Origin of the sequence: Kribbella sp. NPDC051587 (genome assembly GCF_044453945.1) — a bacterium.
Classification (GTDB): domain Bacteria; phylum Actinomycetota; class Actinomycetes; order Propionibacteriales; family Kribbellaceae; genus Kribbella.
Map to the genome: position 1 here is coordinate 60,954 of NZ_JBITDE010000020.1, position 24,078 is coordinate 85,031.

The window sequence follows — 24,078 nt, forward strand, 5'->3', positions numbered from 1 at the left end:
ACCGGCCGGCACCCCCACGGTGCCTGCCTGAGCCGAATCTAAGCCCAAAGCCTCGCGGCGGCCAGACCTCACGAGCCCGTGCTCACCGGTGGGTGAGCACGGGCCCGCGGCGGATCAGGGGATGCTCACGCCGAAGTCGCGGTTGGCGGTGGCGAAGTCCTGGAAGCCGATGCGGGCACCGGCGGTGCGGGTGGTGGTGCCGTTGGCGATCAGGCCGGCGTCACCGTAGGAGTACATCGGGCCGCCGGAGTCGCCGCCGCGGGCAGCGGGCTGACCGTCCATCTGCTCGCCCTCGACGAGGTCTTCGCGGTCGTTGTAGAAGAACAGGACCTTGATGTTGCAGACCGGTCCGCCGATCTCGCCGGCGCTGGTCTGGCCGCCCTGGCAGAGGAACTGGCCGACGTACACGTGACCCCAGTACGGCGCGTTCTGGACAAGGTTGTCAGTGCTGTTGCCGACGTACAGCTGGAAGTCGACGGCGTTGGTCGGGATCAGCGCGATGTCGTGGTCGGCGTTCTTGGCGCCCATGGTTCCGATGAACTCACCCTGCCGGTCGGCGAACACCTGACCCGGCGAACCACAGTGGCCGGCGGTGAGGATGTACGGGCGGCCCTGGGCATCCTTCACGCCGAAGCCCGTCGTACAGATGGCGCCCGCGGACTGGTTCCACAACCCGGCACCACCGATCCACGGCGACCAGTCGTCATCGCGCGACGTCGGCTTCAGCGGTGCCTCCGCCACAACCCGCACCGGTACGCCGGTGCGCTGCTGCAGCGTCTGCCCAAGCGCGCCGGCCGCCTTCTGGTACGACGGGCTGACGCCCAGCACCAGGCCGCTGCCGTCGCCCGGGTTCTTGATCGCATCGATGCCATTGTTGGGGTTCTGCTGCTGCCACGCCTCGATCGACTTGGCAGCCTGATCGAGTTCGGCTTGGGAATGGACGGCATTGGCGATCCGCACGGGCGCGGTCCGTCCGGCGGACACGACCGCCTGCTGGATTTGGGCCGGCGGCGTCCCTTTCCACCAGAGCACCACGGAGTTCTCGGTCAGCACGAGACCGGCGAACCCGGGCAGACCGGCCTTCTCGGCAACGGCTGCCACTTGGTCAGCGGCCTCGACCAGCGGCCGTTGCGCCAGCATCTGGCGCTCGGCCGGGGTCATCGTCTTGGTGACGGTCCGCGTCGGCGACGGGGTGTACTCGGCGGCTTGGGACGGCCCGGTGGTCAAGGCGGTCAGGAGGGCGACAGCGGTGATGGCGATACCCGCTGCACGAACACGATCAGGTGATCTGCGCATGGCAAGTCCTCACACTTGGGGCGGTGTGCGGCCCACTGTGAGCAGTCCACTACGGACTGTCAATACATCGTTGTCATCCTGCCCTGGCCGGTACCGGCCGCTGCCCTCTTTGCCCAGATCCTGACTACCGGTGTCGCGGTGGAACTCATCGGGTGTTTGTGCCAGAAATCCCTGTCAGGGCTGGGTGAACTCCGCCTGGCGATGGACCTTCAGAGGTCGGAGTTCCATCCCCGGGATCGCCCCAGTAAGCGTTTGCCGGAAACTCTTCCCAGCCAGAGATCGGAGGTGTTAGCGTCCCCTCGCTGTGCGTGAGGACGCGCTCTGACTGGGGAGGACGCCATGGGCTGGATTCAGGATTATCAGCCGGCCGGACCGTTGTGGCTGTCGGCGTTGCTCGCCGCATTGCCGGTGTTCGTCCTGCTGATCGCCCTCGGCCTCGTGCGGCTCTCGGCGCCCGTCTCGGCCGCCTTGTCGTTGCTCACGGCACTGATCGTCGCGTTGCTCGTCTACGGGATGCCGGCCAAGCTGGCCTTCGACTCGGCCGCGATGGGTGTCGTGTTCGGGGTGTGGTCAGTGGCCTGGATCGCCTTCCATGCCGTGTACTTCCACAACGTCACCGTGGCGACCGGCCGGTTCGAACAGATCAAGGCCGAGCTGGCCGGGTTCAGCGAGGACCGCAGACTCCAGGCGTTGCTGATCGCCTTCGGCTTCGGTGCGTTGCTCGAGGGCGTGGCCGGCGGCGGATCGCCGATCGCGATCACCGCCGCGATGATGGCGGCGCTCGGGTTCCCGCCGATTCGCGCAGTGGTGCTGGCGTTGCTGGCCAACACAGCACCGGTCGCCTTCGGCGGTCTCGGCAACCCGCTCATCGTGCTCGGCCGACTGACCGCGCCGATCCTCGGCATGGAGCAGGGGCAGGCCACCGACCTGTACTCCGCCATGGTGGGTCGGCAGGTTCCCTTCCTCGCCCTGATCGTCCCGGCCTTCCTGGTGATCGTCATGGCCGGCTGGAAGCGGATGCTCGAGGTGTGGCCCGCCGTACTGACCACTGGCTTCACATTCGCCCTCATGCAATACGTGACGTCGAACTTCATCAGCCCGAGCCTCGTCGACGTGATCGCGGCGCTCGCGGCGATGGGTGCGCTCTGGGCCCTCACGCGCTTCTGGCAGCCTGCCACCGTCTGGCGCTTCGACAACGAGCCCGAGCCCACCCAGGAAACAGTCACCCCGCAGACCGGCGCGCTGCACGCCTGGACGCCGTACGTGATCCTGATCGTCGCGATCTTCCTGTCCCGCATCGGCTCGATCATCAAGGGCCTGCCGGCCTGGCTCGACCTGAGCGCCCTGCTGCACAAGGCCGACTGGAAGTTCAACTGGCCGGGCCTGCACAACCACGTCATCCAGCACGCGCCGATCACCCCGAAAGACACCCCGTACGCCGCGACCCTGACCATCGACTGGCTGTTCTCACCAGGCACGGTCGCCCTGATCGCCGCGATCATTGCCGGCCTCGCGATGAGCGCCGGTCCCGGACTCCTCGTCGCCACCTACCGCAAGACGCTGCACCAGATGCGCTGGGCCCTGCTGACCATCTTCATGATCCTCGGCATCGCCTTCGTCATGAACTACTCCGGCGCCACCCAGACCCTCGGCCTGGCCCTGGCCATCACCGGCGTCCTGTTCCCGCTCTTCTCCGCCTACATCGGCTGGCTCGGCGTCTTCCTGACCGGCTCCGACGCCTCGGCCAACAGCCTCTTCGGCCCCATGCAGGTCATCTCCGCCCAGCAACTGCACATCAGCCCGATCCTCGCCGGCGCCACCAACACCGCCGGCGGCGTGATGGCCAAAATGATCTCCCCCCAGAACCTGGCCATCGGCGCCACCGCCATCGGCCAAAGCGGCCAAGAAGGCCAGCTCCTCCGCAAAACCTTCTGGTGGTCCGTCATCCTCGCCTTCGTAGTAGGCCTGATAGCCCTCCTCCAAGCCACCCTCCTAACCTGGATGATCCCCGGCTAACCACCCGCCGGGTGAGTTCTCGGGTCCAGGTGACGACAACCCACCCACCAGCCGTCGTCTGGTCCGGTGGATGGCGTAGCTCCGGCCACCTGCGGCGGTCGACTGAAACCTTCGGGCGCGGCAAGCGAATGGCTGAGGGGGATGGTGCGGTCGGCGACCAGGCTTGGCGTTGCCTGGGCTTCCGGGCTGTGGCTGAGGTACCTGATGTTCCGGGTCTGGCTGGTGGAGGTGTGGGCAAGTTGAACGGGCAATCAGCCCACACGAATTGCCCACACATCCGTTGTAAATAAGGGGTTCTCGGCTCGAAAACTGTCCGTAGGCGTGGCTATGCTTTTCGGTATGGAGAACTTGGCGATGGCGCCGGTGTGGTCACAGAGTGGCAGCGAACTGCTGACCACTCTCGACAACCTGTACGCCGCCAAGTCCCTCATCGAGACCTACATCCTGCAAGCCACCGGGCGACTGGACGAGATGGGCACCGCCCAAGAGTTCGGTGCCCGCGATACCGTCGAACTCGTCGCGCAGCGGTACCGGCTCGACCCTGCTGTTGTCCGTAAGGATCTGAAGTTTTCTGGTGCTCTCGGCAAGTATTCCGCGGTGACCGAAGCGCTGCCCGACCCCACCGACCCCGCACACCCGGCGGTCCTGGACCCGGCGCTGGCCAAGGTGATCGTCACCACCCTGGAGAAGGCGCCTGCCTCGGTTCCGGTCGACGTACTGGAGGTCGCCGAGGAGCAGATGGTCGACGTGGCCCGGATCTCCAACCCGCGCGAACTGGCCAAGTTCGGCCAAGAGGTCCTGGCGCGGTTGGACACCGACGGTGCTGAGCCGGCTGAGGACGCAGCGCTCGCGAAGGAAACATTCCGGTTGCGGCAGGTCGACGGCGGGGTGAAGTTCTCGGGGTTCGTGGCCGGTGCCAGCGGCGAACTGTTGCTGACCCAGATCCACACCGGAGCCAAGCCACACAAGACGATCGACGGTGAACGCGACCCCCGGCCACTCGACGTCCGCCAGGCCGACTCGTTCAAAGGGGTCTTGGATGCCGCCGCGGGCAACCCGGATCATCCGGGCGTACCGCACATCACCGTCACCATCGACTTCAACGACCTCAAGTCCGATCTCGGCGTTGTCACCGAAGCCGCCACCACCAACACCCCCGCCCCCGCCCCAACAGGCGGGACGAGTTCGACTGGTACACCCAGCACAACCGACAGCGCAAAGGCAGCCGGTACGTCGGCTAAGCGCAGCACGCCAAGCACGACAGCTGAGGCGGGCACGCGGAATGCGACCGGCGCGACCGATACGACGAACGCGATCGGCACGGCCGATATGGCGAGTCCAGTCGGCATGGCCGACACAACAGATGCGGTCGGTAAGGCCGGTACGTCGGGTCCGGTCGGTTCACCGCATGGTGTGGATGCCGTCGGCTCGTTGGGCGCGATCGGTTCGTTGGGTGCGGTCGGTGAAATGGTGTTCGGGGGCAACTTGTCGGCCTCGGCGGTGCGGTTGCTGGCTTGTGATGCTGCGATCCTGCCGATCGTTCTCGGCGGCGATTCGCAGCCGCTGGATGTGGGGACCGAGCAACGGTTCGTGAACAGATACATTCGCCGGGCGTTGAACCAACGCGACAAGGGTTGTGTCGTGTGCAAGGCACCACCGTGGATGTGTCACGCCCACCACCTGATCCACTGGGCCGACGGCGGCCCCACCAGCCTCCACAACCTGGCACTGCTGTGTGCCGTCCACCACCGCGCCGTCCACAACGACCAATGGGCTGTCTCGATCACCAGCACGGGGCTTGTTGAGGTGACGCGCCCGGCCTGGGCCGATCCACCTTTATCCGATCCTGCTGACCTGGCCGCGGTCTTTGCCTGGGCCACCCCTGCCCAAAATGACGACGCCCCCAACCCGAGCAGCGCCAGTACCGATGCCAGTGCCGATGTCTGTGTCGGCGCGAATGCCAGCACGATGAGCGCTGGCGTCAGGTCCACCACGGGCAGCGCCGGAGTAAGCCGTGCCGATGCGGTCGAAGTCAGTGACTGCGAGGAAAGCTCTGTCGCCAGTACTAGCGACGGCCGAGCATGGGTCGATGCCGGTGTGGGCGCGAATATCAGCACGGCCAGCGCCGGCGCCAGGTTCAGCATGGCCGGCAGCGGAGTCAGCCGTGCCGATGCGGGCCAGATCAGTGACTGTGAGGGACGGTCTGGCGTCAGTACTAGCGACGGCCGAGCAGGGGTCGATGCCGGTGTGGGCAGGGCCAGTGTCAGCAGCAACCCGGTACACGGACAGCCCGACCGGCTCCCCACCGCCAGCACCGTACCCAACCCAGAACTCGCCGCTGCCCGCGAAGCCTTCCGCGCCCATCTAATCTCGATGACGCCCAACTACCGCGACCCCTGGGGCCCTGACACCCCCGAAGCCGGACCGTAAACCCCGCACCCCGTCCCGGGCACCGCCAACCCCCACCCCCTCGCGGAACGCTCAGCCACGCCGCATAACTGACCCGCGCCACACCACGACCCGGAGCCCACGTGCGGCCACTGCACGCGACTATGACAAGCGACGTGCCACGACCCGGAGCCCCATGTGGGGCCGGGGCCCGCGACTGTGACAGGCGACGTGCCACGACCGGGAGCCCCATGTGGGGCCGGGGCCCGCGACTGTGACAGGCGACGGCGACTGCGGCAGGTGTGACTGGCGGGTGAGGTGACCCCACGCTCAGTTGTGTAGGTGGGAGTGACGATTGGCGCCGCCCTGGGGTTGACCCGGTTCGACGGACAGGGTTGATGTGAGGTTGGTTCACGCTACCTGTTCGTGGGTGGTGGCGTGGGTCGCTTCGAAGGCGGCGGGGCTGAGATAGCCGAGGGTGGAGTGGCGGCGGCGGGTGTTGTACCAGCCCTCGATGTAGCCGAAGATCGCGCTGGTGACGGCTTTGTGGGTCGGCCAGGTGTGGCGGTGGATCAGCTCGGCCTTCACGGTCGCGAAGAAGGACTCGGCGACCGCGTTGTCCCAGCATTGGCCTGTGCGGCCGACCGACAGCATGACGCCCAGATCTCTTGCCAGGTTGGCGTATTGAGCAGAGGTGTATTGGCAGCCTCGGTCGGAGTGGAATATCACTCCGGGCGCGGGCCGGCGCCGATTCACCGCGTCGGTGAGGGCCTCGGCGACCAGGTCGGTGCGCAGATGGTCCGCGGTCGCCCAGCCGACCACCCGACGCGACGCGAGGTCGATCACGGTGGCCAGGTAGAGCCAGCCTTGCCAGGTCTGGATATAGGTGATGTCGCCGCACCAGCGGCGGTCCAGCTGCCCGGGGTGGTCGGGGTCGATGGCGAAGTCACGACTGATCAGATCTGGGCGTTGCGCGGCGCTCGGGTCTGGAATCGTGGTCTTCTTCCACCGTTTCGGGAGCCGGCCGTGCCGGTCCGCGGCCTGCATCAGCCGCACAACCCGCTTACGGGAGCACCGCTGCCCTTGTTCGAGTAGCTCTCGGTGGACCCGCGGGGAGCCGTAGGTCAGCTGCGATTCGTCGTGGATCGCGACGATCTTCGCGGTCAATTCGATGTCGCGCTGCTCGTGCGCCGAGGGCCGGTTGACGCGGTCGGCGTAGTAGGCGGAACGGGAGACCGTCAGCAGCTCACACGCACGCTTCACGCTGTGGCTGCCGTGCTTTTCCGCCTCGATGAACGGGAAACAGTTCATCGGGTCTCCTTCGCGAAGAAAGCCGTTGCCCGCTTGAGGATCTCGACGTCCTCACGCAGGCGGCGGTTCTCCCGCCGCAACTGAGCGAGCTCGTCCTTCTCAGCTGTGGTCAACCCGCCATCGCCGGTGCCTGCATCGCGTTCGGCCTGCTTCAGCCATTCACGCACCGCGGTCTCGGTCAGATCGAAATCCTTCGCGATCTGACCGATCGGCCGGTCGCCGCGCTGGCACAACTCGACGATCTCGGCCTTGAACTCAGCAGTGAACGAACGACGAGGCCTTGGCTTCTTCTTGCCCATGGACTCCATGATGAACATCCTTCCGGAGCACAAGCTCCTGATCTCGGATGTCCGTCAAAACGGGTCAGTCCCAGCCCCGAGAGCTGTTGCGCTAGCGTCCGAGGACTCGCGGGGTGTGGTCGGCGGTTCCTCGGACGTTAGTCGGCCAGCGCAGGGTGGAGGCGAGCTCAGGTGCGTGGCGGGCGTCTTCTTGAAGCGCAACCACAGCCCGGCAACCCCAAGCAACCGAAAGTCGGTCGCCGACCGCACCATCCACCTCAGCCACCGCATTGCCCAGCCACCCGTTCTTAATCGGCCGCAGCCAACCTCAGCCATAAGTAGACGTCCCCGGCCGAGTCGCTTACCCCAGCGGCCCTGCCACCCGACCACCGAACGGCAATCGGCTGAACCTCCGAGCCAAGCCCGTGAGTGATCCGCTGGAGGCATTCGGGCGGTTGTCGCTCTAGCGTCCGAGGAGGCGCAGTGTGTGGTCGGCGAGTCTTCGGACGTTGACGGGCAGCATGAGGTTGTCGACGGGCGCAGTTGCAAGGCGGTGTCTTTGCGAGGCGCAACCACAGCCCGTTAGCCCTAGGCAACGGGCAAGATGGTCGCTGGCCGCACCATCTACCTCAGCCACCGGTTCGCCGAGCCACCCGGCTTCGATCGGCCGCAGCAATCCCCAGCCATAGCCAGCGGTTCCGGCCGAGTCGCATGTGTGGCAATGGGGGGCGTGGGGACGACGCTGCGACTTGCAGGTTCTTGGACTGGCGACTGGGGTACCGACCTGGGAAGCTGCACTGTTGGAGGGGGAGAGATGCAGAAGTTTCTGTTGCGGGCACCGAGCTGGGTGATCGCGCTGCTGTTCGGTGCGCTGTTCGCGTTGATGAGCGTCGTGGTTGGCGTGATCGACGACGCGTCCTGGCGTTTTGTGGCGATCATGGCGGTGGTCGGCGGTGTGATCATGGGGCCACTGCTGGCGTTGGTGACCCGGAACCAGCGCCGCGAGCAGTTGCGGGCTCTTGAGGAGGTGCCCGAGCAGGAGTGGAAGCTGGTACGGCGGGCGGCGTGGAAGGGGCCGGTGCCGAGCGATCCGGGGATCCGGGCCGCCGCACTCGAGCTCGCGACGAGGTTCTACGGCCGGGCCTACCGCTTCCGTAAGCCGTTCTACATCGTCTTCGGGCTGAACCTCGTGGTGCAGATCGTGTCGCTGGCGACCGGGGGCAGTCGCTGGGCGATCGTCACGATGATCTGCTTCGCGATCGTGATCGTCCTGCAGTGGTACAACCTTCGGCGTTTGAAGCGGCGGATCGAGCTGCTGCGATGATGGGGGCATGGTGGCCGAGAAGCAGGCAGGGACGGCGTCCGTCGGGCGGCGGGTGGCGCAGGGGCTGATCGACCGGTTGTTGTCGGTGGCAACGGGATTCGTGCTGGCCATCCCGGTGGTGATCGTGTTGCAGAAGCTGGGCGTCGGGGCGGATCCGGTGGCTCAGGCGGCTGCGGGCACGTGGGTCGGCGGCATTGTGCTGGGGGCGGTGCTGAACGAGGTGTTGCTGCCGCTGCGCCGAGGTGCCTCGGTCGGTATGCGGCTCTTGCGGCTGCGCGTGACCATGGTCGACGGCACTGCGCCGGGCCTGACGCAGTACCTGATCCGGTATCTGCTGTGGGTCGTGGACGGTCTGTTCTGGGCCGTGGTCGGCCTGGTCGTCATTCTGTGCACGCCGCATCGGCAGCGGGTCGGGGATCTGGCGGCGAAGACGATCGTGGTGTCAGCCGACGAGGTGGTTCTCCCAGGCCCAGATGGCGAGCTCGGTGCGGTTGCGCAGAGCGAGCTTGCGCTGGGCGCTCGCGAGGTGCGACTTGACGGTCGAGAGTGAGACGACCAGTTCGTCGCTGATCTCGTTGTTGGTGCGTCCGCGGGCTACAGCCCGTACGACGTCGGCCTCCCGCTCGGTGAGCGGATGGGCGGCCGGTTCGATCGGTGCCGAGCGGGTGAAGTGTTCGAGCAGCCGGGTCGTGACCGACGGCGAGACCAGAGACTCTCCGTGAGCCGCCGCCTCGACCGCCTCGATCAGCAGGCCGGGGCCGGCGTCCTTGACCAGGAATCCACAGGCGCCGGCGCGCAGGGCGGCGTACACGTTCTCGTCGATGTCGTAGGTGGTGACGACCACCACGCGCAGCGGCTCGACGACCTCGGGACCGGCGAGCAGCCGGGTCGCCTGGAGGCCGTCGATGAGCGGCATCCGGATGTCCATCAGTACGACGTCCGGCCGCAGCTCCCGGGCGACCCGGACGGCCTCCTCGCCATCGGCTGCCTCGCCCACGACCTCGTTGCCCGCCGACTCGAGGATCAGCCGGAACCCCCGCCGTACCATCGCCTGGTCGTCGGCCAAGACCACCCGCACCATCAGCTCTCCTCTCCGACCGGCAGAGAAGCGACGACGTGCCACTGATCGCCGTCGGCCGGACCGGCTGTCAACGTACCGCCGATCCGCTCCGCGCGTTCGGCCATCCCGGTCAAGCCGTACCCGTTTCCGCGCACAGCATCCGCGATCAGCTGGTTGACGACCCGAACCACCAGCACGCGAAGCACCCCACGAGTCTCGACGGACGCCTCGATGACGATCGCCGACTCCGGTACGGCGTACCGGCGGGCGTTGGTGACCGCCTCGACCACGATCCGGTGTGCGGCGTCGACGACCTCCTTCGGCAGCCGGAGGTCCGCGGCGTGGATGCGGATCCGCGGGTCGACCCCACGCGCGTCGACCAGTCGGGGGACGAGTGCGACGCCGTCCTCGGCGTGGGCTTCCGGGTCGGTGCGCAGCATGCCGACGACCCGGCGCATCTCGGTCAGCGCCTCGAGACCCGCCTGCTCGATCTCGGCGTACACCTCGGTGTCGACATCCTTGCCCGCGGCAACTCGTGCACCTTGGGCGAGGACCGTCATACCGGTCACGTGATGAGCGACGAAGTCGTGGAGTTCGCGCGCGAGCGCGAGCCGCTCGGAACTGCGCGCGGTCTCGGCGGCAGCCTCGGCCCGGCCGGTCGCGTCGCGCAACACGAGCCCAGTGCCGACACTGCCACCCCACAGAAGGGCAGCCGGTACGGCGAGCAGCGCCCACGAGGTGGTCGGTCCGAACCGCAGCAGGGGAGCCGTGGTCATCGCGACCCCGCTGAGCAGGACCAGCGGAACGATCGTGCGTGCCGCCGCGCGATGGCAAGCCGCACCGCAAAGGATCGCGAGCGCGAGTACCTCGGTCACCGGCGGCTGGGCCCGAATCGATTCGCCGAGCTGATCCGCCAGCACAGTGAGGGCGGTGACGAGCAACGACGCCCCGGCAACGATTGCCGTCAGCAACTTCACCCGATCGAAGCGACGACGCAGTACGGCGAGCGCTGCCGCACCGAGGCCGATCGCCGGCGTGAGCGCGGTGAACAACCCTGCCAGCAGGCCGGGCTGCGCCGGCGGCGTCACCAGGACGATCACCGTGTCCGTCGCGATGGCCAGCGCCAAGGCGACGATCTCCAGGATCATCGGAGTCCGCGGGTTCACGAACACCAGCATGCCTGGTCCCCCCGGGCCCCGGCGAACGCCACCACGCACCGCCGGGGCCGTTCCGGACATCAGCCCTGCTGGTTGCGCCGGCGGAGCAACTTCTTCAGCCCGAAGGCCGACTGGAACAACATCACCAGCCCGCAGACGGCGATGACGGCGAACAGCACCGTCTGTCCGGTGCCGAGCCCGCCCCGCGTCAGCTCCACCCCGCTCCAGATGAGCAGCACTCCGGCCGCCACCAGCGTCAGATACCCGGTACCGAGGTTCCTCGGCGTGAACTGGTACCACGGCTCGTCGGCGGGCCAGGTCGGTTTCTCGTTCATGGTTCCTCCTTGTCGTTACTCCCGACGCTAGGCGTGCTCAGCGCCGCACGACTCGACCGCCAGAACGAACCACCCCCACCCGCCTAGTACTTCTGGCCAGGTATTGATGGCGTCAATGACCCTCCTGGGCGGATCGCGGGTTCCGGTCGCGGTCCGTGCCGGATACGTTGCAGACCGTTGCCTACCGGCGATCTCGGAATCCCTGCACTCCGCCGCCCCGTCCGTTGCGAGGTTCCTATGCTTGATCTGTCCGTCAGTCGTTCCCGGTCCGCTCCACGGATCGCCGATCCCGGCGACAGCGGCGAGGCGATCCTGCGCGCCATCTGGGTGCTCGGCGAGGACGCCGTGATCTGGGCGGTCGCCGACCTGATCCGGTCGCCCGTCGCCGAGTTGCTGGTCGAGCTGGACGTCCTGGTCGCGGCGGGGAAGGTGACCGGAAGCTCTCCGCTGGGCCTGACCGCTCGCGGCGCGAGCGAGGTGGCGGCGATGCGGATCCCGCCGGGCCGCCGGATCCAGGCGCACCTCGAGGCGGCCGGCATCCTGCGGAACTCGGGCGCCGGCGCCGAGGCAGTAGCCGGACAACTCCTGCACGCCGGCCCGGCCGGCCTGCCCTGGGCAGTCGAGACCCTTCGCGCCGCCGCGCTCGAGGCCCGCGAACGATCCGACGTCCGGCGCGCCGAGAGCTACCTGCGGCTGGCTCTGTCCGAGCGCCTCGACGGATCCCAGCGAGCCTCGGTCATGGTCGATCTCGCGGCCCTGGGCGGCGCCGGCGAGGCGATCGACGTACTGGTCAAAGAGCTTCGCCGTACGACGGATCCGGCCGGGGTGCTCGTCATCGTCGACGCGGTCCGGCGGTTGATGGTCGAGCAAGGCCGGCATGCGGAGGTGCCGGCCCTGATCGAACTTGCCGCCGACCGGGTGGACAGTGTGAACGAGACAGCGGTGCAGCTCCGGCTGCAGCATGCGGCGCTTCGCGCCCGCTCGTTGACCGGTGTAAAGGCGCTGTCGACGACGGCGGATTGGTTCGCGCAGCGGGCCACCATGGATCCGTCGCTGACGCTGCCGTTACGCGCCGTGCGGGCATCGCAGGCCACGCTGATCGGTCGCGATGCGGGACCAGCGCTGGCCGACGCCCGCGCCGTACTGGCTGATCCGGAGGCGCGGTTCGAGAACTGCTGGCACGCGCTGTTCGCGCTGTCGACGGCGGCCGGGCCGGCCGAGTTGCACGCGACGACCGTCGTACTGCGCAATCGGCTGGTGGGGAAGGCCGATCCGTGGGCGCTGGCCGAGCTGGACCTGTTCCGGGCCGGAGCCTTGTACCGCAAGGGCGAGCTGCAGGCAGCGATCCGGCTGCTGAAGAATCTGCTGACCCGGCCGGAGATCCGCCGCAACGATTCGTTGCTCACCGGCGTGGTGCCGCTGCTGGCAGAGGTCATGGTGGCAACCGGCGCCGGGAGCGGGGCGGCCGAGCTACTGGCGACCCGGCTGTTGCCCGACCCGAAAGCCGACCTGCAGGTCTGGCCGCTGGTCACCCATGCACACGGCCTGATCCAGCTCGCGGCGGAGCAGTTCGACCTCGGACTGCGGTCGTTCCTGGACTGCGGAAGTCTGTTGACCAGCTCGGGCATCGAGAACCCGGAGCTGATCCGCTGGCGACCCGGTGCCGTCCGCGCGCTGCTCCGACTCGGCCGCCGTACCGAGGCCGTGCAACTCGCTGAGGAGAACCTCGAACGAGCAACCTCGTACGGCGCCCCGGGTGCACTCGCCTTCGCCCAGTTCACCCTGGCCATGACCCGGCCGACCGAGGATCGGGGCGAGCTGTTGGCGCAAGCGGTCGAGGGCCTGGGCGGCGCGGGCCAGTTGCTGGACGAGGCGCAGGCCCGCTACCAGTACGCGAAGACGCTGCGCGCGACCGGACACGATCGGAAGGCGGACCAGCAGTTCCTCCGGGTGGTGTCCTTGGCCGACCACTGCGGAGTGCGGCCGCTGGCCGAGCGGGCGCGTTCGCAGGCGCGGTCGTCGGCGCCGGCGAGTGGGGTGCCCGGGCTGACCCCGCAGGAGTCGAAGATCGCGCGGCTCGCGGCCGACGGTTTGTCGAACGCGCAGATCGCGAAAGAACTGTTCCTGGTACGCCGGACAGTGGAGTTCCATCTGTCCGGCGTCTACCGCAAACTCCAGATCGCCGGCCGACGCCAACTCTGCGAGCTCCTCGGAGTCGGTGTCCGCCCGCACGTCTGGGACGAGGTCTGACGGGTTCAGCGGAAGGCGGGCGGCCCGCCGTGCAAGCCTCGGCGCGAGGCATCGGGGTCGGCAAAGAAGTTCGGGACCTGATCCTCCAGGTCGTAATGGCGGTGGAAGACCGGTGTCTGTGAGCCGGACACCGGCGGCACGATCCAGGTCCAGTCGGCCGGACATTTCCGGCCTGCTCGCTCCTCGCGCTCCAGGTGGATCAGGAACCGGCGGGACTCGGTGTGGTGATCGGTGATGCTGACACCGTTCGCCTGGAAGGAATGCAGCACCGCGCGGTTGAGTTCGATCAAGGCCCGGTCCCGCCACAGCGTTGCCTCGTTCGAGGTGTCGAGACCCATCCGTGCCGCGACTTCAGGGACCAAGGCATAGCGATCGCTGTCGCCGAGGTTGCGGGCGCCGATCTCGGTCCCCATGTACCAACCGTTGAAGGGCGCAGCCGGGTAGGAGACGCCGCCGATGACGAGGCGATTGTTGCTGATCACCGGCACCGCGTGCCACCGCAGTCCGAGGTCGGCGAACCACGCAAGCTCGGGATGCTCGAGCGCGACCTCGTGCACCGCGGACCCGGGAAGCTGGAACAGCTGTGGTCCCTCCTCGACCGTCTCCACCACGAGCGGGAGTACGTCGAACGATCCCGGCCGGTCGGGTGGTTGCCAGCCGCGCTGGATGAGCTCGCTGGTGAAGCCCCGATAGCGTGGGTCGCCGACGACGAGACCGTCCGGAAGGTCATAACCGGCGTACCGGATCAGTTGCTCGTTCCAGATCCGCGGCGCCGGCCGCGTCGGCGTCTCAGGAGCGAAGATGCTGATCATGGGCCGGATCTTCCCGCCGTTGTGGGCGGTGCGCAGATGGTCGAAGCAGTGCGTGGCGACGGCTCCGGCATCGGAGACCGCCCGCAGGTCGCGGACCTGCAGGCTGTGCCAGTAGAGCCTGCCGATACAGCGCGCGTTGTTGCGCCAGGCGACCCGGGCACCGAAGGTCAACTCTTCCGGCGTGTGCCAGTAGGTACCGGTTCGCTCGATCTCACGCAGCACTGCGGCGATCCGCGGTTCGATCGACCCGGCCGGGTGGGTCTCGGTCTGGAAGAGCAGCAGGAACTCCTCGGCCGCGGCCTGAACCCTCGCGATGTCGGCACTGGAAAGACGTGGTCCGGGAGCGGGCCGGGAGACCGTGTGATCACGCCTCGCCCGAACCCGTCCCGGACCTGCTGAGGCCAGTCGGCCGGTGCGCGGGGCCTTCCGCCAAGCCAGGCTCATGGCTCAGACCGAACCGGGGGAGGGCGGCGTACTGCCGAGCTGTTCGACCTCACTGGCGAACGAGGCGACGATCGACTGCATCTGTGCCTGGGCGTGCTGTGCGTACGTCCGGACCTCTTCACCGGCCGTGTCCATGGCCGCCGCGACAATCTTGCGCTCGTGTTCGCGGGCATGGCCGATCCGTTCGCGGGCGTCCCGGCTGACGTCCTGCACCATCTCCTCGACCACGAGCTGGGCCTGGCTGAACATCTGCACGACCTGCTCGTTCACCCGGCTGCCGGCCTGCTCGTGGTGCTCGATCTCCGCCCGCAGCCGCTGTGCCTCCGCGCGCCCGCGCTGAAGCTCGGCCAGCAGCCGTTCGTTGCGGGCCTGCGCTTCCTTGAGGTCGTGCTCGGCGGTCTGCACCTGATCAGCCAGCAGATCGAGGTATCCGTAGACTTTGGCGGCGTCGAGCCCGCGCATCTTCCGCTGAAAGGCTTCGGAGCGGATCGACTGCGGGGTCTGGTACGGCGAGCCGTGGTGGCGGTGCTTGATCGTCACTGGATGTCTCCTGACCTGGCCCGTCGGCGTCCTCGCCCGCGGCCGCGTAGTAGAAGTGCTCGTACTTGATGTGCTCGGGCTGCATGCCGGCCGCGGCCAGCTGCTCGAGCGTGTGCGCGACCATCTGCGGGCCGCCGCACACCATCGCCGTCCGCCCGAACAGGTGCTGCCGGGCCGCGATCGCGCCGACCTTCCCGCGGGTGCCGGGATAGGACATGTCGTCGGAGACGACCTCGGTGTAGTCGAACCACGGTCGCGTCCGAGCCACCTCACGCAACCGCGGGCGATCGTAGAGATGCCACGGCATCCGGACCCCGTGCAGCAGGTGGACCATCGGCCCGATTCCCTCCCGCTGCCACTCCAGATCGATCTCCTCCAGTACGGCGAGCAGTGGCGCGAGACCGGTCCCTCCTGCGACCAGCAGGAGATCCTTCGGGTCCCCGTCTCGCCGCGTGAGCCGCTCGCCGACCGGCGCGCCCAGCTTCACGACGTCACCGGCCTTCAGCGACCGCACCACCGCCGGACTCACCTGTCCGCCGTCGATCTGCTGGACGTGCAGATCGATCGAGCCGTCCGGTCGCGGAGCGTTGGCCGGGCTGAAGTACCGCCATTGCCGTGGTCGTTGCGGGATCTCCATCGAGATCGACTGGCCCGGCCGGTACCGGAACGGGCTCCGGGGCCGCAGGGTGAGCAGCGTGAGGTCCATCGTGCGCCGCTCGGCCACGACCACCTCGGCGTCCCACCAGTCCGGGCTGGTCTCCGACGACGTCTCCGCGGCCTCGACCATCAACCGCGCGACGACCTGGTACGCCGCCGTCCAGTCCGCCGCCAGGTCCGCGTCCCAGGCATCTCCGAGGAAATGCATCAACGTCGCGCACAGGGATGCCCCCACGGCGTCGTAGTGCGCGGCCTGTACGGCGTACTTGCGGTGGTCGCGGCCGAGGTGACGCAGGAACGGCGCGTCCTTGTCGAGCTGGTCGGCGTGACTGACGATCCGGCCGAGCGCACCGACGAACTTGTCGCGCTGGTGCGACATCGAGAGCGGAAACATCGCCCGCACCTCAGGATGCGAGACGAACAGATGCGAGTAGAAGTAGAGCGGTACCTGCTCTCCGTGCTTGGTGACCTGGTCCCAACTGTCTTGCAGGGCGTGCGCATCCATCGGGTGCAGGTTCCCTCCCGATCCAATCCCCGAGTCTTGCGGTGGTTCGATCCCTCCGAGATACCCCCGGCCCAGGAGGCCGAAACCGGTGAATCGGACTCAATAGTCTCGAAAATCACAACGGAGCGAAACCCTTTGCACACAATAAAAACGCTTGTTCGAACGCCGCTGCCCCAGCTGTGGCGGCCCCGATCGTAGACCTGTCCGTGCTGTACTGGCTACCCTTCGTGCCCGTCGTTGCTAGCGGCAACTAAATCCACCGCTGCCTGCTGCCACGTAGGAGGTGGTCGCGCACAGCCATCGTGGTGGGGGAGGGATCGGGGCCGGTGGTGAGGAAGAGGGTGTTCAGTGGCGGGAGTTCCGGGTCGGCTAGTCGTATGAGCTCGCCGGTTCGCAGGGGGTCGGCGCAGAGGTAGGTGGGCAGGACGGTGGCTCCGGCACCCGCTAGGGCGGTGGCCAGCGCGCCACGGAGATCGGGAACCACGACGTCCGGCGTACGGGTGAGTCGGGTGTTGAAGACCGTGCGCCAGTAGCGGCGGATGATGGGCGCCTCGTCTGCGTACGCGATGAGCGGGATGGTGTTCAGGCGGTCGGCGGAGCCGGCCCAGCGGGGTGCGGCGACCAGGGTGAAGGTCTCGTCGTAGAACGGCACCGCGCGCAGGCCGGGTAGGCGTGGCCGGGTCGAGCTGATGACCAGGTCGAGGCTGCGGGACCGGAGGCGGTCGAGTAGGCCGTCGGGCAGTCCGAAGGTCGTCCGCACCTGGAGACCGGCGGCGATCTGCTCGGCGAGTGCTGGGAGCACCTGGTGGCAGAGGAAATCCGATGGGCCGCCGAGGTGGACGGTCGTCTCGGCGGAGTCGTCGAGCTCGGCGCGCAGCAAGCCTTGCAGGGTGTCGACCGGGTCGGCGATCCGGCGGGCGAGCTCGTTGCCGGCGCTGGTCGGGCGGACGCCGCGCGGCAGCCGGTCGAAGAGCGGGTGACCGAGTTGGTGTTCGAGATTCTTGAGCTGCGCAGTCACCGTCGGCTGGGACAGGCCGAGGGACTGCGCGCCGCCGGTGATCGAGCCGGCCCGGTGGACGGCGAGGAAGGTACGGAGCAGGTCGAGCGACACATCAGCAATCTTATGCCTTCCTCCAGGCACGCCTATTGGTCTTTGATGGCTGGCGGCGGCAGGATCGAGACATGACACGCGTACTGATTGCTCTCACCAGCCACTCCGAGCTGGGTGATACCGGCCGGGCCACCGGCTTCTATGTCTCCGAGGCGGCCGAGCCCTGGGAGGTCTTCACGGAGGCAGGCTTCGACGTCGACCTCGTCTCGGTGAAGGGCGGCCGGCCGCCGGTCGACGGCCTGGATGACACCGACCCGACCCAGCAGAAGTTCCTGGCGAACGTCGACCTCGACCACACCCCGGTCGCGGCCGACCTGGACGCCTCGGCGTACGACGCCGTCCTCTTCGCGGGTGGACACGGGACGATGTGGGACTTCCCGCAGGCCGACGATCTCCTGAAGCTCGCCGCCGACATCTACGAGCGCGGAGGTGTCGTCGCGGCCGTTTGCCACGGCCCGTCCGCACTGGTCAACCTCAAGCTGTCCGACGGCACCTACCTCGTCGACGGCAAGAACGTGGCCGGCTTCACCAACGCCGAAGAGGAAGCCGTTGGCCTCACCGACGTCGTGCCGTTCCTGCTGGCGGACAAGCTCACCTCGCGTGGCGCCATTCACCACCCGGCCGAGAACTGGTCCGCTCAGTCTGTCGTCGACGGTCGCCTGGTCACCGGTCAGAACCCGCAGTCGGCTCAGCTCACCGGGCAGAACGTCGCCGCACTGCTGGCCGCCAAGTAGGCAGCTGGCTCAGAGCTTGTCCGCGATCCGGATGAGGTGCTCGCGCAAGAACTGATGAGCGGGCCACTGCACGTGGCGTGGATGCCAGAACATCGCCAGAGACAGGATCGGGAGCTGGGCGGTCGTGGGAACCTCACGCAGCCCCAGTCCCGGTCCCATCTGCTCGAACAGCCGGCGCTGGGTGACCGTGACCAGGTTGGTTCCGGCCACCGTCCGCAACGCCAGCCCGAATGAATCCACCGTGATCGCCGCGGTCTGGCGAAGACCGTGGTTGCCGAGGCGAAGGTCGGGCATCGGTGCGTTGCTGATCTGCCCGGCGACGACTACCGCCGGGTGGTCGGCGAGATCCTCCGGTGACAACGGCTCCGGGTCCGGCGGCCTGCTGTTGTCCGCGACGACGATGAACTCGTCGGTGACGATCTGCTGGTACGGGAAGTTGAGCAGCTCCTGAGGAGCTATCGAGAGCGGCCAGAACGCGAGATCGCACCGCCGCGACCGCAGCGAATCGACGACGTCCGAGCGCAGCGACTCGATGGTGAGCCGGACCTGCGGCGCCGCCTTGGCCAGCTCGGTCATGAGCGGATGCAGGAGGATGCTGGTCACGTAGTCGCTGGCGATCACCAGGAAAGTCCGGTCGGTCGTCTCGGCGTCGAACGTCCGCGCGGCCGTCAACACCTTCCTGGCGGCGAGCAATGCCTCCTGGACCGGCTCCCGCAGTGACTCTCCGAACGGCGTCAGGACCAGGTCGCGCCCGTTGCGCACCAGCAGCGGGTCATCGAAATGCCGACGCAGCTTGGCCAGCGCGACGCTCATCGTGGGCTGTCCAACGGCCAGCCGCTGGGCAGCCTTGGTCACGTTGCTTTCCATCAGCAGCGCATTGAGTGGCAGCAGGAGATTGAGATCGAGCCGCGCCCACTCGTTCGGCTTCTCTTCCACCCATGACTCCATGTCCCCAGACGTGTCGGGCAATCGTATCCCGGCGGCCGGATCTCCTGAGCGGACTTGCCCTTGACGTTGACGTCAGGTTTTAGCGTGCGGCTATGACTGATCTGGTACTGGTGACCGGCGCGACCGGTCAGCAAGGTGGCATTGTCGCGCGACGGCTGTTGGCGGAGGGAGTTCCGGTCCGTGCGCTGGTACGGCGGCCGGAGTCGGAGGCGGCGCGGGCGATCGAGGCCGCGGGGGCTGAGCTGGTCGTCGGGGACCTGACCGACCGTCCGTCACTGGATGCGGCGCGGGCGATCGAGGCCGCGGGGGCTGAGCTGGTCGTCGGGGACCTGACCGACCGTCCGTCACTGGATGCGGCGCTGACCGGCGTCCGGGCGGTGTTCTCGGTGCAGACTCCCGACCTGAACGATCTGACCTCGGATGTGGAGCGGATCGGCGGGTTGAACCTTGTCGACGCGGCGCGGGCGGCCGGCGTCGAGCAGTTCGTGCATTCGTCGGTGTCGGGCATCGCGGAGTTCCTGGAAGCAGCGGCGACGGGGCGGGCCGAGGCGTGGGGTGCGCCGCATTACTGGCACAGCAAGGCCGCGGTCGGGCTGGCACTGCCGGACGCAGGGTTCCGGTCGTGGACCGAGCTTCGGCCAGCGTTCTTCACGACGAACCTGGTCCGCCCATCGATCTGGTTCGAGGACCTGACTGGCGAGACGATCGTGACCGCGATCGACGCGGACAAGCCCTTGGCTGTCGTCGTTCCGGAAGACATCGGAGCTGCCGTGACGGCCGCCTTTGCCGACCCGGCGCGGTTCCACGAGCAGGTCATCGACCTGGCGAGTGAGCTGCTGTCGCTGCGCGAGATGGCTGCGGCGCTGACGGCGGCGGGCGAGCCCGCGCGGGTGGAGACCGTGACGCCGGAGGAGGGCAAGGCGCGCGGAATGCTGGCACAGCTGATCGACAACCAGCTCGGCATGAACAACCGCGAGATCACCGCCGACCCCGCAGTCGCTACCGCCTTCGGCATCCCGCTGACGTCGTTCGCGAGCTGGGCTCGTCAGCGCGGCGGCCAGGCGGTGGGATCGAAGATGCCGAGCGAGTAGGCGCGGGCGACCAGCGCGACCCGGTTCGGCACCCGGAAGCGATCGAGCAACCGGTTGAGGTGGTAGTTGACGCCGTCGGCGGTGAGGCCGAGTTGGTGCGCTGCTTGCGCCGAGGTGGCGCCGCCGGCGGTGAGGCGGAGGACGGCGAGTTCGCGTTCGGTCAGCTCCGGTACGTCGGCACTCTCGCTCGGCGTGGTCACCAGAGTCAGCAGCAATACCGTCGGGCTCTGGTTGGTCAGCACCTGGATCGTCAGGATGCCGGTGCCGCCCGACCAGCGGACCGCGAGATCACCGCGCCGGCGGCGACGGGTGCGCAGGCTGCCGAGGACGCGTTCGTACTCCTGCACGTCCTTCGGCTCCAGCAGGTCGTCGACCAGACGTGAGCGGAGCTTCATCGGCGTCGTACCGAGTAGTCGGGCAAAGGCTGGGTTCACATCAACCAGTACGCCGTCGCCCAGGCAGAGGCCGGTCGGCGTCGGGAGCCGGTCCAGCAGGGTCATGAATCTGTTGCGCCACGCGGCTGCATCGTCCATTTGCTACCAAATCTAGTAGTTCGATCCGCTCACTGTGCGTCCGGGTGGGTCGAACCTGGAGGTAGCACATCGAGCGAAGGAGCCTGTGATGACGAACACCGCCGACACGATCGATACGACCGGGATGCCGCACCCACCCGGCCGGATCCCGGTCGTCGGTGATCTCGTCGCGGCGACCAGCCAGACCCCGATCCAGGACAACACCCGGCTCGCGCGCGAGCTCGGGCCGATCTTCGGCAAGCGGTTCTTCGGTCGCGACGTGGTGATCGTCTCCGGCGCCGACCTGGTCGCCGAGCTGTCGGACGACACCCGCTTCGCCAAGCACGTCGCGCCCGCCCTGGACCGGATCCGCGGCGTCGCGGGCGACGGTCTGTTCACGGCGTACAACGACGAGCCGAACTGGCAGCTCGCGCACGACATCCTGCTGCCGGCCTTCGCGTTGCAGTCGATCCGCAGCTACCACCCCGCGATGCTGGAGGTGGCGAACCGCCTGATCGCGGCCTGGGACGGCGCTGCGGCGGACAGCCGATCGGTTGCCGTCACCGACGACATGACCCGGCTGACGCTGGACACGATCGGCCTGACCGGCTTCAACTACGACTTCGGGTCGTTCGAGACCGCGGAGCCGCACCCGTTCGTGGAGGCGATGGTCCGGGCGCTCGCGCACGCACAGGCCAAGAGCCGCGAGGTGCCGTGGATCGGACCGGTACTGAATCGCGGCGCCGACGCGCAGTTCGCCAAGGACTCCGAGTTCATGGCGAGCGTGGTCGATGAGGTGGTGCGCGCGCGGAAGGACAGCGGCGACACCTCGACCGGCGACCTGCTCGGGCTGATGCTCAACGCGCCGCACCCGGAGTCGGGGGAGCGCCTCGACGAGATCAACATCCGCAACCAGGTCATCACGTTCCTGATCGCCGGCCATGAGACGACGTCCGGCGCCTTGTCCTTCGCGCTGTACTACCTGGCGAAGAACCCGGCCGTCCTGCAGCTGGCCCAGGCGGAGGTCGACGCGCTCTGGGGTGCGGACACGGACCCGCAGCCGATGTTCGAGGACATCGGCAAGCTTCGTTACGTCCGGCAGATCCTGAACGAGGCCCTGCGGTTGTGGCCGACTGCCGGTGCCTTCGTGCGGGAGGCCACCGTGGACACGACGCTCGGTGGGAAGTACCCGGTGCGGAAGGGGCAGTGGCTCGTCGTACTGGCTCCGGCTCTGCATCGCGACGCGGTGTGGGGTGACAACGTCGAGGCGTTCGACCCGTCGCGCTTCAGCCCGGAGCAGGTCAAGGCCCGGCCGGTGCACGCGTTCAAGCCGTTCGGCACGGGGGAGCGCGCTTGCATCGGTCGTCAGTTCGCGTTGCACGAGGCAACCTTGTTGCTCGGGCTGCTCATCCACCGCTACCGGCTGCGCGACGACGCCGACTACCAGCTCAAGGTCAAAGAGACGCTGACCCTCAAGCCGGAAGGCTTCGAGCTCAAGCTGGTACGACGTACTGCCGCGGAGCGCGTGGTTGTCGAGGCACCCGCCGTGGACGAGGCCGCCAGGGGTCGCGTGGCCGGTCGGGCGAAGGCCGGGACCGGGCTGACGGTGTTGCACGGTTCCAACCTCGGAACCTGCCGGGCGCTCGCACGGCAACTCGGTGACGAGAGCGAGGACCGAGGCTTCACCGCCAGCACGGGATCGCTGGACACCGCGGTCGACGCGTTGCCGACCGACCGGCCCGTGCTGATCGTGGCGGCGTCGTACAACGGCAGGCCCACCGATGACGCCGCGGCCTTTGTCGACTGGCTCGAGACCGGTCCGGACCTGACCGGCGTCCGGTACGGCGTTCTCGGGATCGGCGACCGCAACTGGGCGGCGACGTACCAGGTGGTCCCGACCCTGATCGACGACCGGATGGCTGAGCTTGGCGCGGTCCGCTTCGTCGATCGCGGCGAGGCCGACGCCTCCGGCGATCTCGATGGCGACATCGAGACCTGGACGACTTCTTGGTGGAACGAGGTGCTGACCGAGTACGGCGATGGCGAAGCGCGTTCCGAGGAGCCGACCGATCGCCTGTACGACGTGCGCGTGCTGACCGGTCCGATCACGGCGGCCCTGGACGCGCGGTACGAGGTGGAGCCGATGACTGTGCTCGCCAACTCCGAATTGGTTGCCGTCGACAACCCGTTGGGCCGCTCGAAGCGGTACCTGCGGATCCGGCTGCCGGAGGGGACGACGTACCGGACCGGCGACCACCTGACCGTCGTACCGGACAACCCGGCCGATCTTGTCGACCGGGTCGCGGCCCGGTTCGGGCTCGACCTGGACCTCGTGGTGGCGGTCAGTTCGCGACACAAGACCCGCCGTGCGCTCCCGGTCGATCGGCCGGTGACGATCCGGCAGTTGCTCACGCATTTCACCGAGCTGCAGAACCCTGCCACTGCGGCCCAGGTCGCGATCCTTGCCGAGAGCAACCCTTGCCCACCCGAACGGCACGCCCTCGAAGCGCTGTCTCCGGAGGACGTCGCCGGTCGCAGCGTGCTTGATCTGCTGGAGGAGTACCGGGCGTGCGGTCTGTCGGCGGCCGACTTCCTCGAGCTGCTGCTCCCGATCCAGCCCCGGCACTACTCGATCTCCTCGTCGTCGATCAGCAGCCCGGGCGAGGTCGAGCTGATCGTCGGCGTGCTGTCCGGACCGGCGACCAGCGGGCGCGGAACCTTCCGCGGCATCTCGTCGTACTACCTGGCTGAGATCGAGCCGGGGGATCAGATCCGTGCTCGGGTCGAGCCGGCCCGCGAGGCGTTCCGGGCGCCGGCGGCCGACGTACCGGTGATCATGGTCGGAGCCGGGACGGGGATCGCGCCCTTCCGCGGCTTCATCGGCGACCGGTTGGCACGCGGTGGTGAGCAGGCCGAGGCGCTGTGCTTCTTCGGTGCTCGGCACCCTGAGGTGGACTACGTGCACCGAGACGAGTTCGAAGCGGCCGAACGCGCCGGAGCAGTCTCGATGCGGCCCGCCTTCTCCCGGGCCGACGGCCAGTATGTCCAGGACCGGATCCGTGCCGATGGCAACGATGTGTGGCGGCTGCTCGACCAGGGCGCCCGCGTCTACGTCTGCGGCGACGGCCGAGGCATGGCTCCGGCGGTCCGCGCAGCCTTCACCGCGATCTACCAGGAGCAGACCGGCGCCGACCTGGCCGCCGCCGAGTCCTGGCTGCAGGACCTGCTCAGCAACGATCGCTACCTCGAAGACGTGTGGGCGGGCTGAGATGACCTGGCGGATGGACCTATTGTGGTGGCCTGATCCGG

Annotated in this window: 20 protein-coding genes; 8 read left to right on the forward strand and 12 right to left on the reverse strand. The window is 68.0% G+C overall.

The annotated features are described in order from the left end of the window. Nucleotides 1-114: 114 nt before the first annotated feature. Nucleotides 115-1,296, reverse strand: a complete 1,182-nt coding sequence (locus tag ACIA49_RS40005; RefSeq protein ID WP_396383580.1) for a hypothetical protein — start codon at nucleotides 1,294-1,296, stop codon at nucleotides 115-117. A gap of 339 nt (nucleotides 1,297-1,635) precedes the next feature. Between ACIA49_RS40005 and ACIA49_RS40010 the strand changes: the two genes are divergently transcribed. Together ACIA49_RS40010 and ACIA49_RS40015 are read left to right on the forward strand one after the other, a co-directional pair. Further along, the gene (locus ACIA49_RS40010; protein WP_396383581.1) at nucleotides 1,636-3,312 is read left to right on the forward strand and encodes an L-lactate permease; all 1,677 of its coding nucleotides are present in this window, start codon (nucleotides 1,636-1,638) and stop codon (nucleotides 3,310-3,312) included. Nucleotides 3,313-3,651: 339 nt separating this feature from the next. Beyond that, complete coding sequence (locus tag ACIA49_RS40015; protein ID WP_396383582.1) at nucleotides 3,652-5,742, forward strand: DUF222 domain-containing protein; 2,091 nt, start codon at nucleotides 3,652-3,654, stop codon at nucleotides 5,740-5,742. 369 nt (nucleotides 5,743-6,111) lie between these two features. On the opposite strand, the gene ACIA49_RS40020 is transcribed toward ACIA49_RS40015, so the two are convergent. Together ACIA49_RS40020 and ACIA49_RS40025 are read right to left on the reverse strand one after the other, a co-directional pair. Continuing rightward, nucleotides 6,112-7,011, reverse strand: coding sequence for an IS3 family transposase (locus ACIA49_RS40020; RefSeq protein WP_396383583.1), 900 nt, complete (start codon nucleotides 7,009-7,011; stop codon nucleotides 6,112-6,114). Beyond that, nucleotides 7,008-7,319 (reverse strand): transposase, encoded by a 312-nt coding sequence (locus tag ACIA49_RS40025; RefSeq protein WP_396383584.1) that lies wholly within the window; start codon nucleotides 7,317-7,319, stop codon nucleotides 7,008-7,010. The genes ACIA49_RS40020 and ACIA49_RS40025 overlap by 4 nt, the downstream gene beginning before the upstream one ends. A gap of 784 nt (nucleotides 7,320-8,103) precedes the next feature. Between ACIA49_RS40025 and ACIA49_RS40030 the strand changes: the two genes are divergently transcribed. Both ACIA49_RS40030 and ACIA49_RS40035 read left to right on the forward strand, forming a co-directional pair. Then, nucleotides 8,104-8,613: a hypothetical protein gene (locus ACIA49_RS40030; RefSeq protein WP_396383585.1), complete on the forward strand. Its 510-nt coding sequence runs from the start codon at nucleotides 8,104-8,106 to the stop codon at nucleotides 8,611-8,613. Nucleotides 8,614-8,620: 7 nt separating this feature from the next. Next, nucleotides 8,621-9,163: an RDD family protein gene (locus tag ACIA49_RS40035; RefSeq protein ID WP_396383586.1), complete on the forward strand. Its 543-nt coding sequence runs from the start codon at nucleotides 8,621-8,623 to the stop codon at nucleotides 9,161-9,163. Here ACIA49_RS40035 and ACIA49_RS40040 read toward each other — a convergent pair. Genes ACIA49_RS40040 through ACIA49_RS40050 form a run of 3 tightly spaced genes read right to left on the reverse strand, consistent with a single transcriptional unit; the run spans nucleotide 9,056 to nucleotide 11,165 of the window. Continuing rightward, nucleotides 9,056-9,697 carry a response regulator gene (locus ACIA49_RS40040; RefSeq protein WP_396383619.1) on the reverse strand — a complete coding sequence of 214 codons (642 nt, stop codon included), beginning with the start codon at nucleotides 9,695-9,697 and terminating at the stop codon, nucleotides 9,056-9,058. The two genes, ACIA49_RS40035 and ACIA49_RS40040, sit on opposite strands and share 108 nt — an antisense overlap. After that, entirely contained in the window at nucleotides 9,694-10,851 is a 1,158-nt protein-coding gene (locus tag ACIA49_RS40045) for a sensor histidine kinase (protein WP_396383587.1), read from the reverse strand. Before ACIA49_RS40045 ends, ACIA49_RS40040 begins: the two co-directional genes overlap by 4 nt. Nucleotides 10,852-10,910: 59 nt before the next feature. After that, the gene (locus ACIA49_RS40050) at nucleotides 10,911-11,165 is read right to left on the reverse strand and encodes a hypothetical protein (protein ID WP_396383588.1); all 255 of its coding nucleotides are present in this window, start codon (nucleotides 11,163-11,165) and stop codon (nucleotides 10,911-10,913) included. Nucleotides 11,166-11,402: 237 nt separating this feature from the next. On the opposite strand from ACIA49_RS40050, the gene ACIA49_RS40055 reads away from it, so the two are divergent. Beyond that, nucleotides 11,403-13,415 (forward strand): LuxR C-terminal-related transcriptional regulator, encoded by a 2,013-nt coding sequence (locus tag ACIA49_RS40055; RefSeq protein WP_396383589.1) that lies wholly within the window; start codon nucleotides 11,403-11,405, stop codon nucleotides 13,413-13,415. 5 nt (nucleotides 13,416-13,420) lie between these two features. Here ACIA49_RS40055 and ACIA49_RS40060 read toward each other — a convergent pair whose 3' ends face one another. The 4 genes from ACIA49_RS40060 to ACIA49_RS40075 all read right to left on the reverse strand — a co-directional run bounded on the left by ACIA49_RS40060 (nucleotide 13,421) and on the right by ACIA49_RS40075 (nucleotide 17,484). Further along, a complete protein-coding gene (locus tag ACIA49_RS40060) occupies nucleotides 13,421-14,671 on the reverse strand; it encodes a nitric oxide synthase oxygenase (protein WP_396383590.1) in 1,251 nt (416 codons plus the stop codon). 3 nt (nucleotides 14,672-14,674) lie between these two features. After that, nucleotides 14,675-15,133, reverse strand: a complete 459-nt coding sequence (locus ACIA49_RS40065; RefSeq protein ID WP_396383591.1) for a hypothetical protein — start codon at nucleotides 15,131-15,133, stop codon at nucleotides 14,675-14,677. Continuing rightward, nucleotides 15,081-16,373, reverse strand: coding sequence for a globin domain-containing protein (locus ACIA49_RS40070; protein ID WP_396383592.1), 1,293 nt, complete (start codon nucleotides 16,371-16,373; stop codon nucleotides 15,081-15,083). The genes ACIA49_RS40065 and ACIA49_RS40070 overlap by 53 nt, the downstream gene beginning before the upstream one ends. A 250-nt stretch (nucleotides 16,374-16,623) precedes the next feature. Continuing rightward, complete coding sequence (locus tag ACIA49_RS40075) at nucleotides 16,624-17,484, reverse strand: LysR family transcriptional regulator (protein WP_396383593.1); 861 nt, start codon at nucleotides 17,482-17,484, stop codon at nucleotides 16,624-16,626. Between the two features lie 71 nt (nucleotides 17,485-17,555). Here ACIA49_RS40075 and ACIA49_RS40080 point away from each other — a divergent pair, with 71 nt between their 5' ends. Next, nucleotides 17,556-18,218, forward strand: coding sequence for a type 1 glutamine amidotransferase domain-containing protein (locus ACIA49_RS40080; RefSeq protein ID WP_396383594.1), 663 nt, complete (start codon nucleotides 17,556-17,558; stop codon nucleotides 18,216-18,218). A 9-nt stretch (nucleotides 18,219-18,227) separates the two neighbouring features. Here ACIA49_RS40080 and ACIA49_RS40085 read toward each other — a convergent pair whose 3' ends face one another. Beyond that, nucleotides 18,228-19,154: a LysR family transcriptional regulator gene (locus ACIA49_RS40085; RefSeq protein ID WP_396383595.1), complete on the reverse strand. Its 927-nt coding sequence runs from the start codon at nucleotides 19,152-19,154 to the stop codon at nucleotides 18,228-18,230. 104 nt (nucleotides 19,155-19,258) lie between these two features. Between ACIA49_RS40085 and ACIA49_RS40090 the strand changes: the two genes are divergently transcribed. Continuing rightward, entirely contained in the window at nucleotides 19,259-20,257 is a 999-nt protein-coding gene (locus ACIA49_RS40090) for an NmrA family NAD(P)-binding protein (protein WP_396383596.1), read from the forward strand. Here ACIA49_RS40090 and ACIA49_RS40095 read toward each other — a convergent pair. Next, the gene (locus tag ACIA49_RS40095) at nucleotides 20,212-20,790 is read right to left on the reverse strand and encodes a LuxR C-terminal-related transcriptional regulator (protein WP_396383597.1); all 579 of its coding nucleotides are present in this window, start codon (nucleotides 20,788-20,790) and stop codon (nucleotides 20,212-20,214) included. The genes ACIA49_RS40090 and ACIA49_RS40095 overlap by 46 nt on opposite strands. Before the next feature lie 88 nt (nucleotides 20,791-20,878). Here ACIA49_RS40095 and ACIA49_RS40100 point away from each other — a divergent pair, with 88 nt between their 5' ends. Next, entirely contained in the window at nucleotides 20,879-24,037 is a 3,159-nt protein-coding gene (locus ACIA49_RS40100) for a bifunctional cytochrome P450/NADPH--P450 reductase (RefSeq protein WP_396383598.1), read from the forward strand. The last annotated feature ends 41 nt before the right edge of the window (nucleotides 24,038-24,078 follow it).

What these genes read in the sequence shown, in the direction of transcription:
- ACIA49_RS40050 (WP_396383588.1), bottom strand. Translation starts at nt 11,165, where the DNA reads ATGAACGAGAAACCGACCTGGCCCGCCGACGAGCCGTGGTACCAGTTC.
- ACIA49_RS40035 (WP_396383586.1), top strand. Translation starts at nt 8,621, where the DNA reads ATGGTGGCCGAGAAGCAGGCAGGGACGGCGTCCGTCGGGCGGCGGGTG.
- ACIA49_RS40025 (WP_396383584.1), bottom strand. Translation starts at nt 7,319, where the DNA reads ATGGAGTCCATGGGCAAGAAGAAGCCAAGGCCTCGTCGTTCGTTCACT.
- ACIA49_RS40070 (WP_396383592.1), bottom strand. Translation starts at nt 16,373, where the DNA reads ATGGATGCGCACGCCCTGCAAGACAGTTGGGACCAGGTCACCAAGCAC.
- ACIA49_RS40100 (WP_396383598.1), top strand. Translation starts at nt 20,879, where the DNA reads ATGACGAACACCGCCGACACGATCGATACGACCGGGATGCCGCACCCA.
- ACIA49_RS40055 (WP_396383589.1), top strand. Translation starts at nt 11,403, where the DNA reads ATGCTTGATCTGTCCGTCAGTCGTTCCCGGTCCGCTCCACGGATCGCC.
- ACIA49_RS40060 (WP_396383590.1), bottom strand. Translation starts at nt 14,671, where the DNA reads ATGAGCCTGGCTTGGCGGAAGGCCCCGCGCACCGGCCGACTGGCCTCA.
- ACIA49_RS40015 (WP_396383582.1), top strand. Translation starts at nt 3,652, where the DNA reads ATGGAGAACTTGGCGATGGCGCCGGTGTGGTCACAGAGTGGCAGCGAA.
- ACIA49_RS40080 (WP_396383594.1), top strand. Translation starts at nt 17,556, where the DNA reads ATGACACGCGTACTGATTGCTCTCACCAGCCACTCCGAGCTGGGTGAT.
- ACIA49_RS40095 (WP_396383597.1), bottom strand. Translation starts at nt 20,790, where the DNA reads ATGGACGATGCAGCCGCGTGGCGCAACAGATTCATGACCCTGCTGGAC.
- ACIA49_RS40045 (WP_396383587.1), bottom strand. Translation starts at nt 10,851, where the DNA reads ATGCTGGTGTTCGTGAACCCGCGGACTCCGATGATCCTGGAGATCGTC.
- ACIA49_RS40030 (WP_396383585.1), top strand. Translation starts at nt 8,104, where the DNA reads ATGCAGAAGTTTCTGTTGCGGGCACCGAGCTGGGTGATCGCGCTGCTG.
- ACIA49_RS40005 (WP_396383580.1), bottom strand. Translation starts at nt 1,296, where the DNA reads ATGCGCAGATCACCTGATCGTGTTCGTGCAGCGGGTATCGCCATCACC.
- ACIA49_RS40010 (WP_396383581.1), top strand. Translation starts at nt 1,636, where the DNA reads ATGGGCTGGATTCAGGATTATCAGCCGGCCGGACCGTTGTGGCTGTCG.
- ACIA49_RS40065 (WP_396383591.1), bottom strand. Translation starts at nt 15,133, where the DNA reads ATGCGCGGGCTCGACGCCGCCAAAGTCTACGGATACCTCGATCTGCTG.
- ACIA49_RS40020 (WP_396383583.1), bottom strand. Translation starts at nt 7,011, where the DNA reads ATGAACTGTTTCCCGTTCATCGAGGCGGAAAAGCACGGCAGCCACAGC.
- ACIA49_RS40090 (WP_396383596.1), top strand. Translation starts at nt 19,259, where the DNA reads ATGACTGATCTGGTACTGGTGACCGGCGCGACCGGTCAGCAAGGTGGC.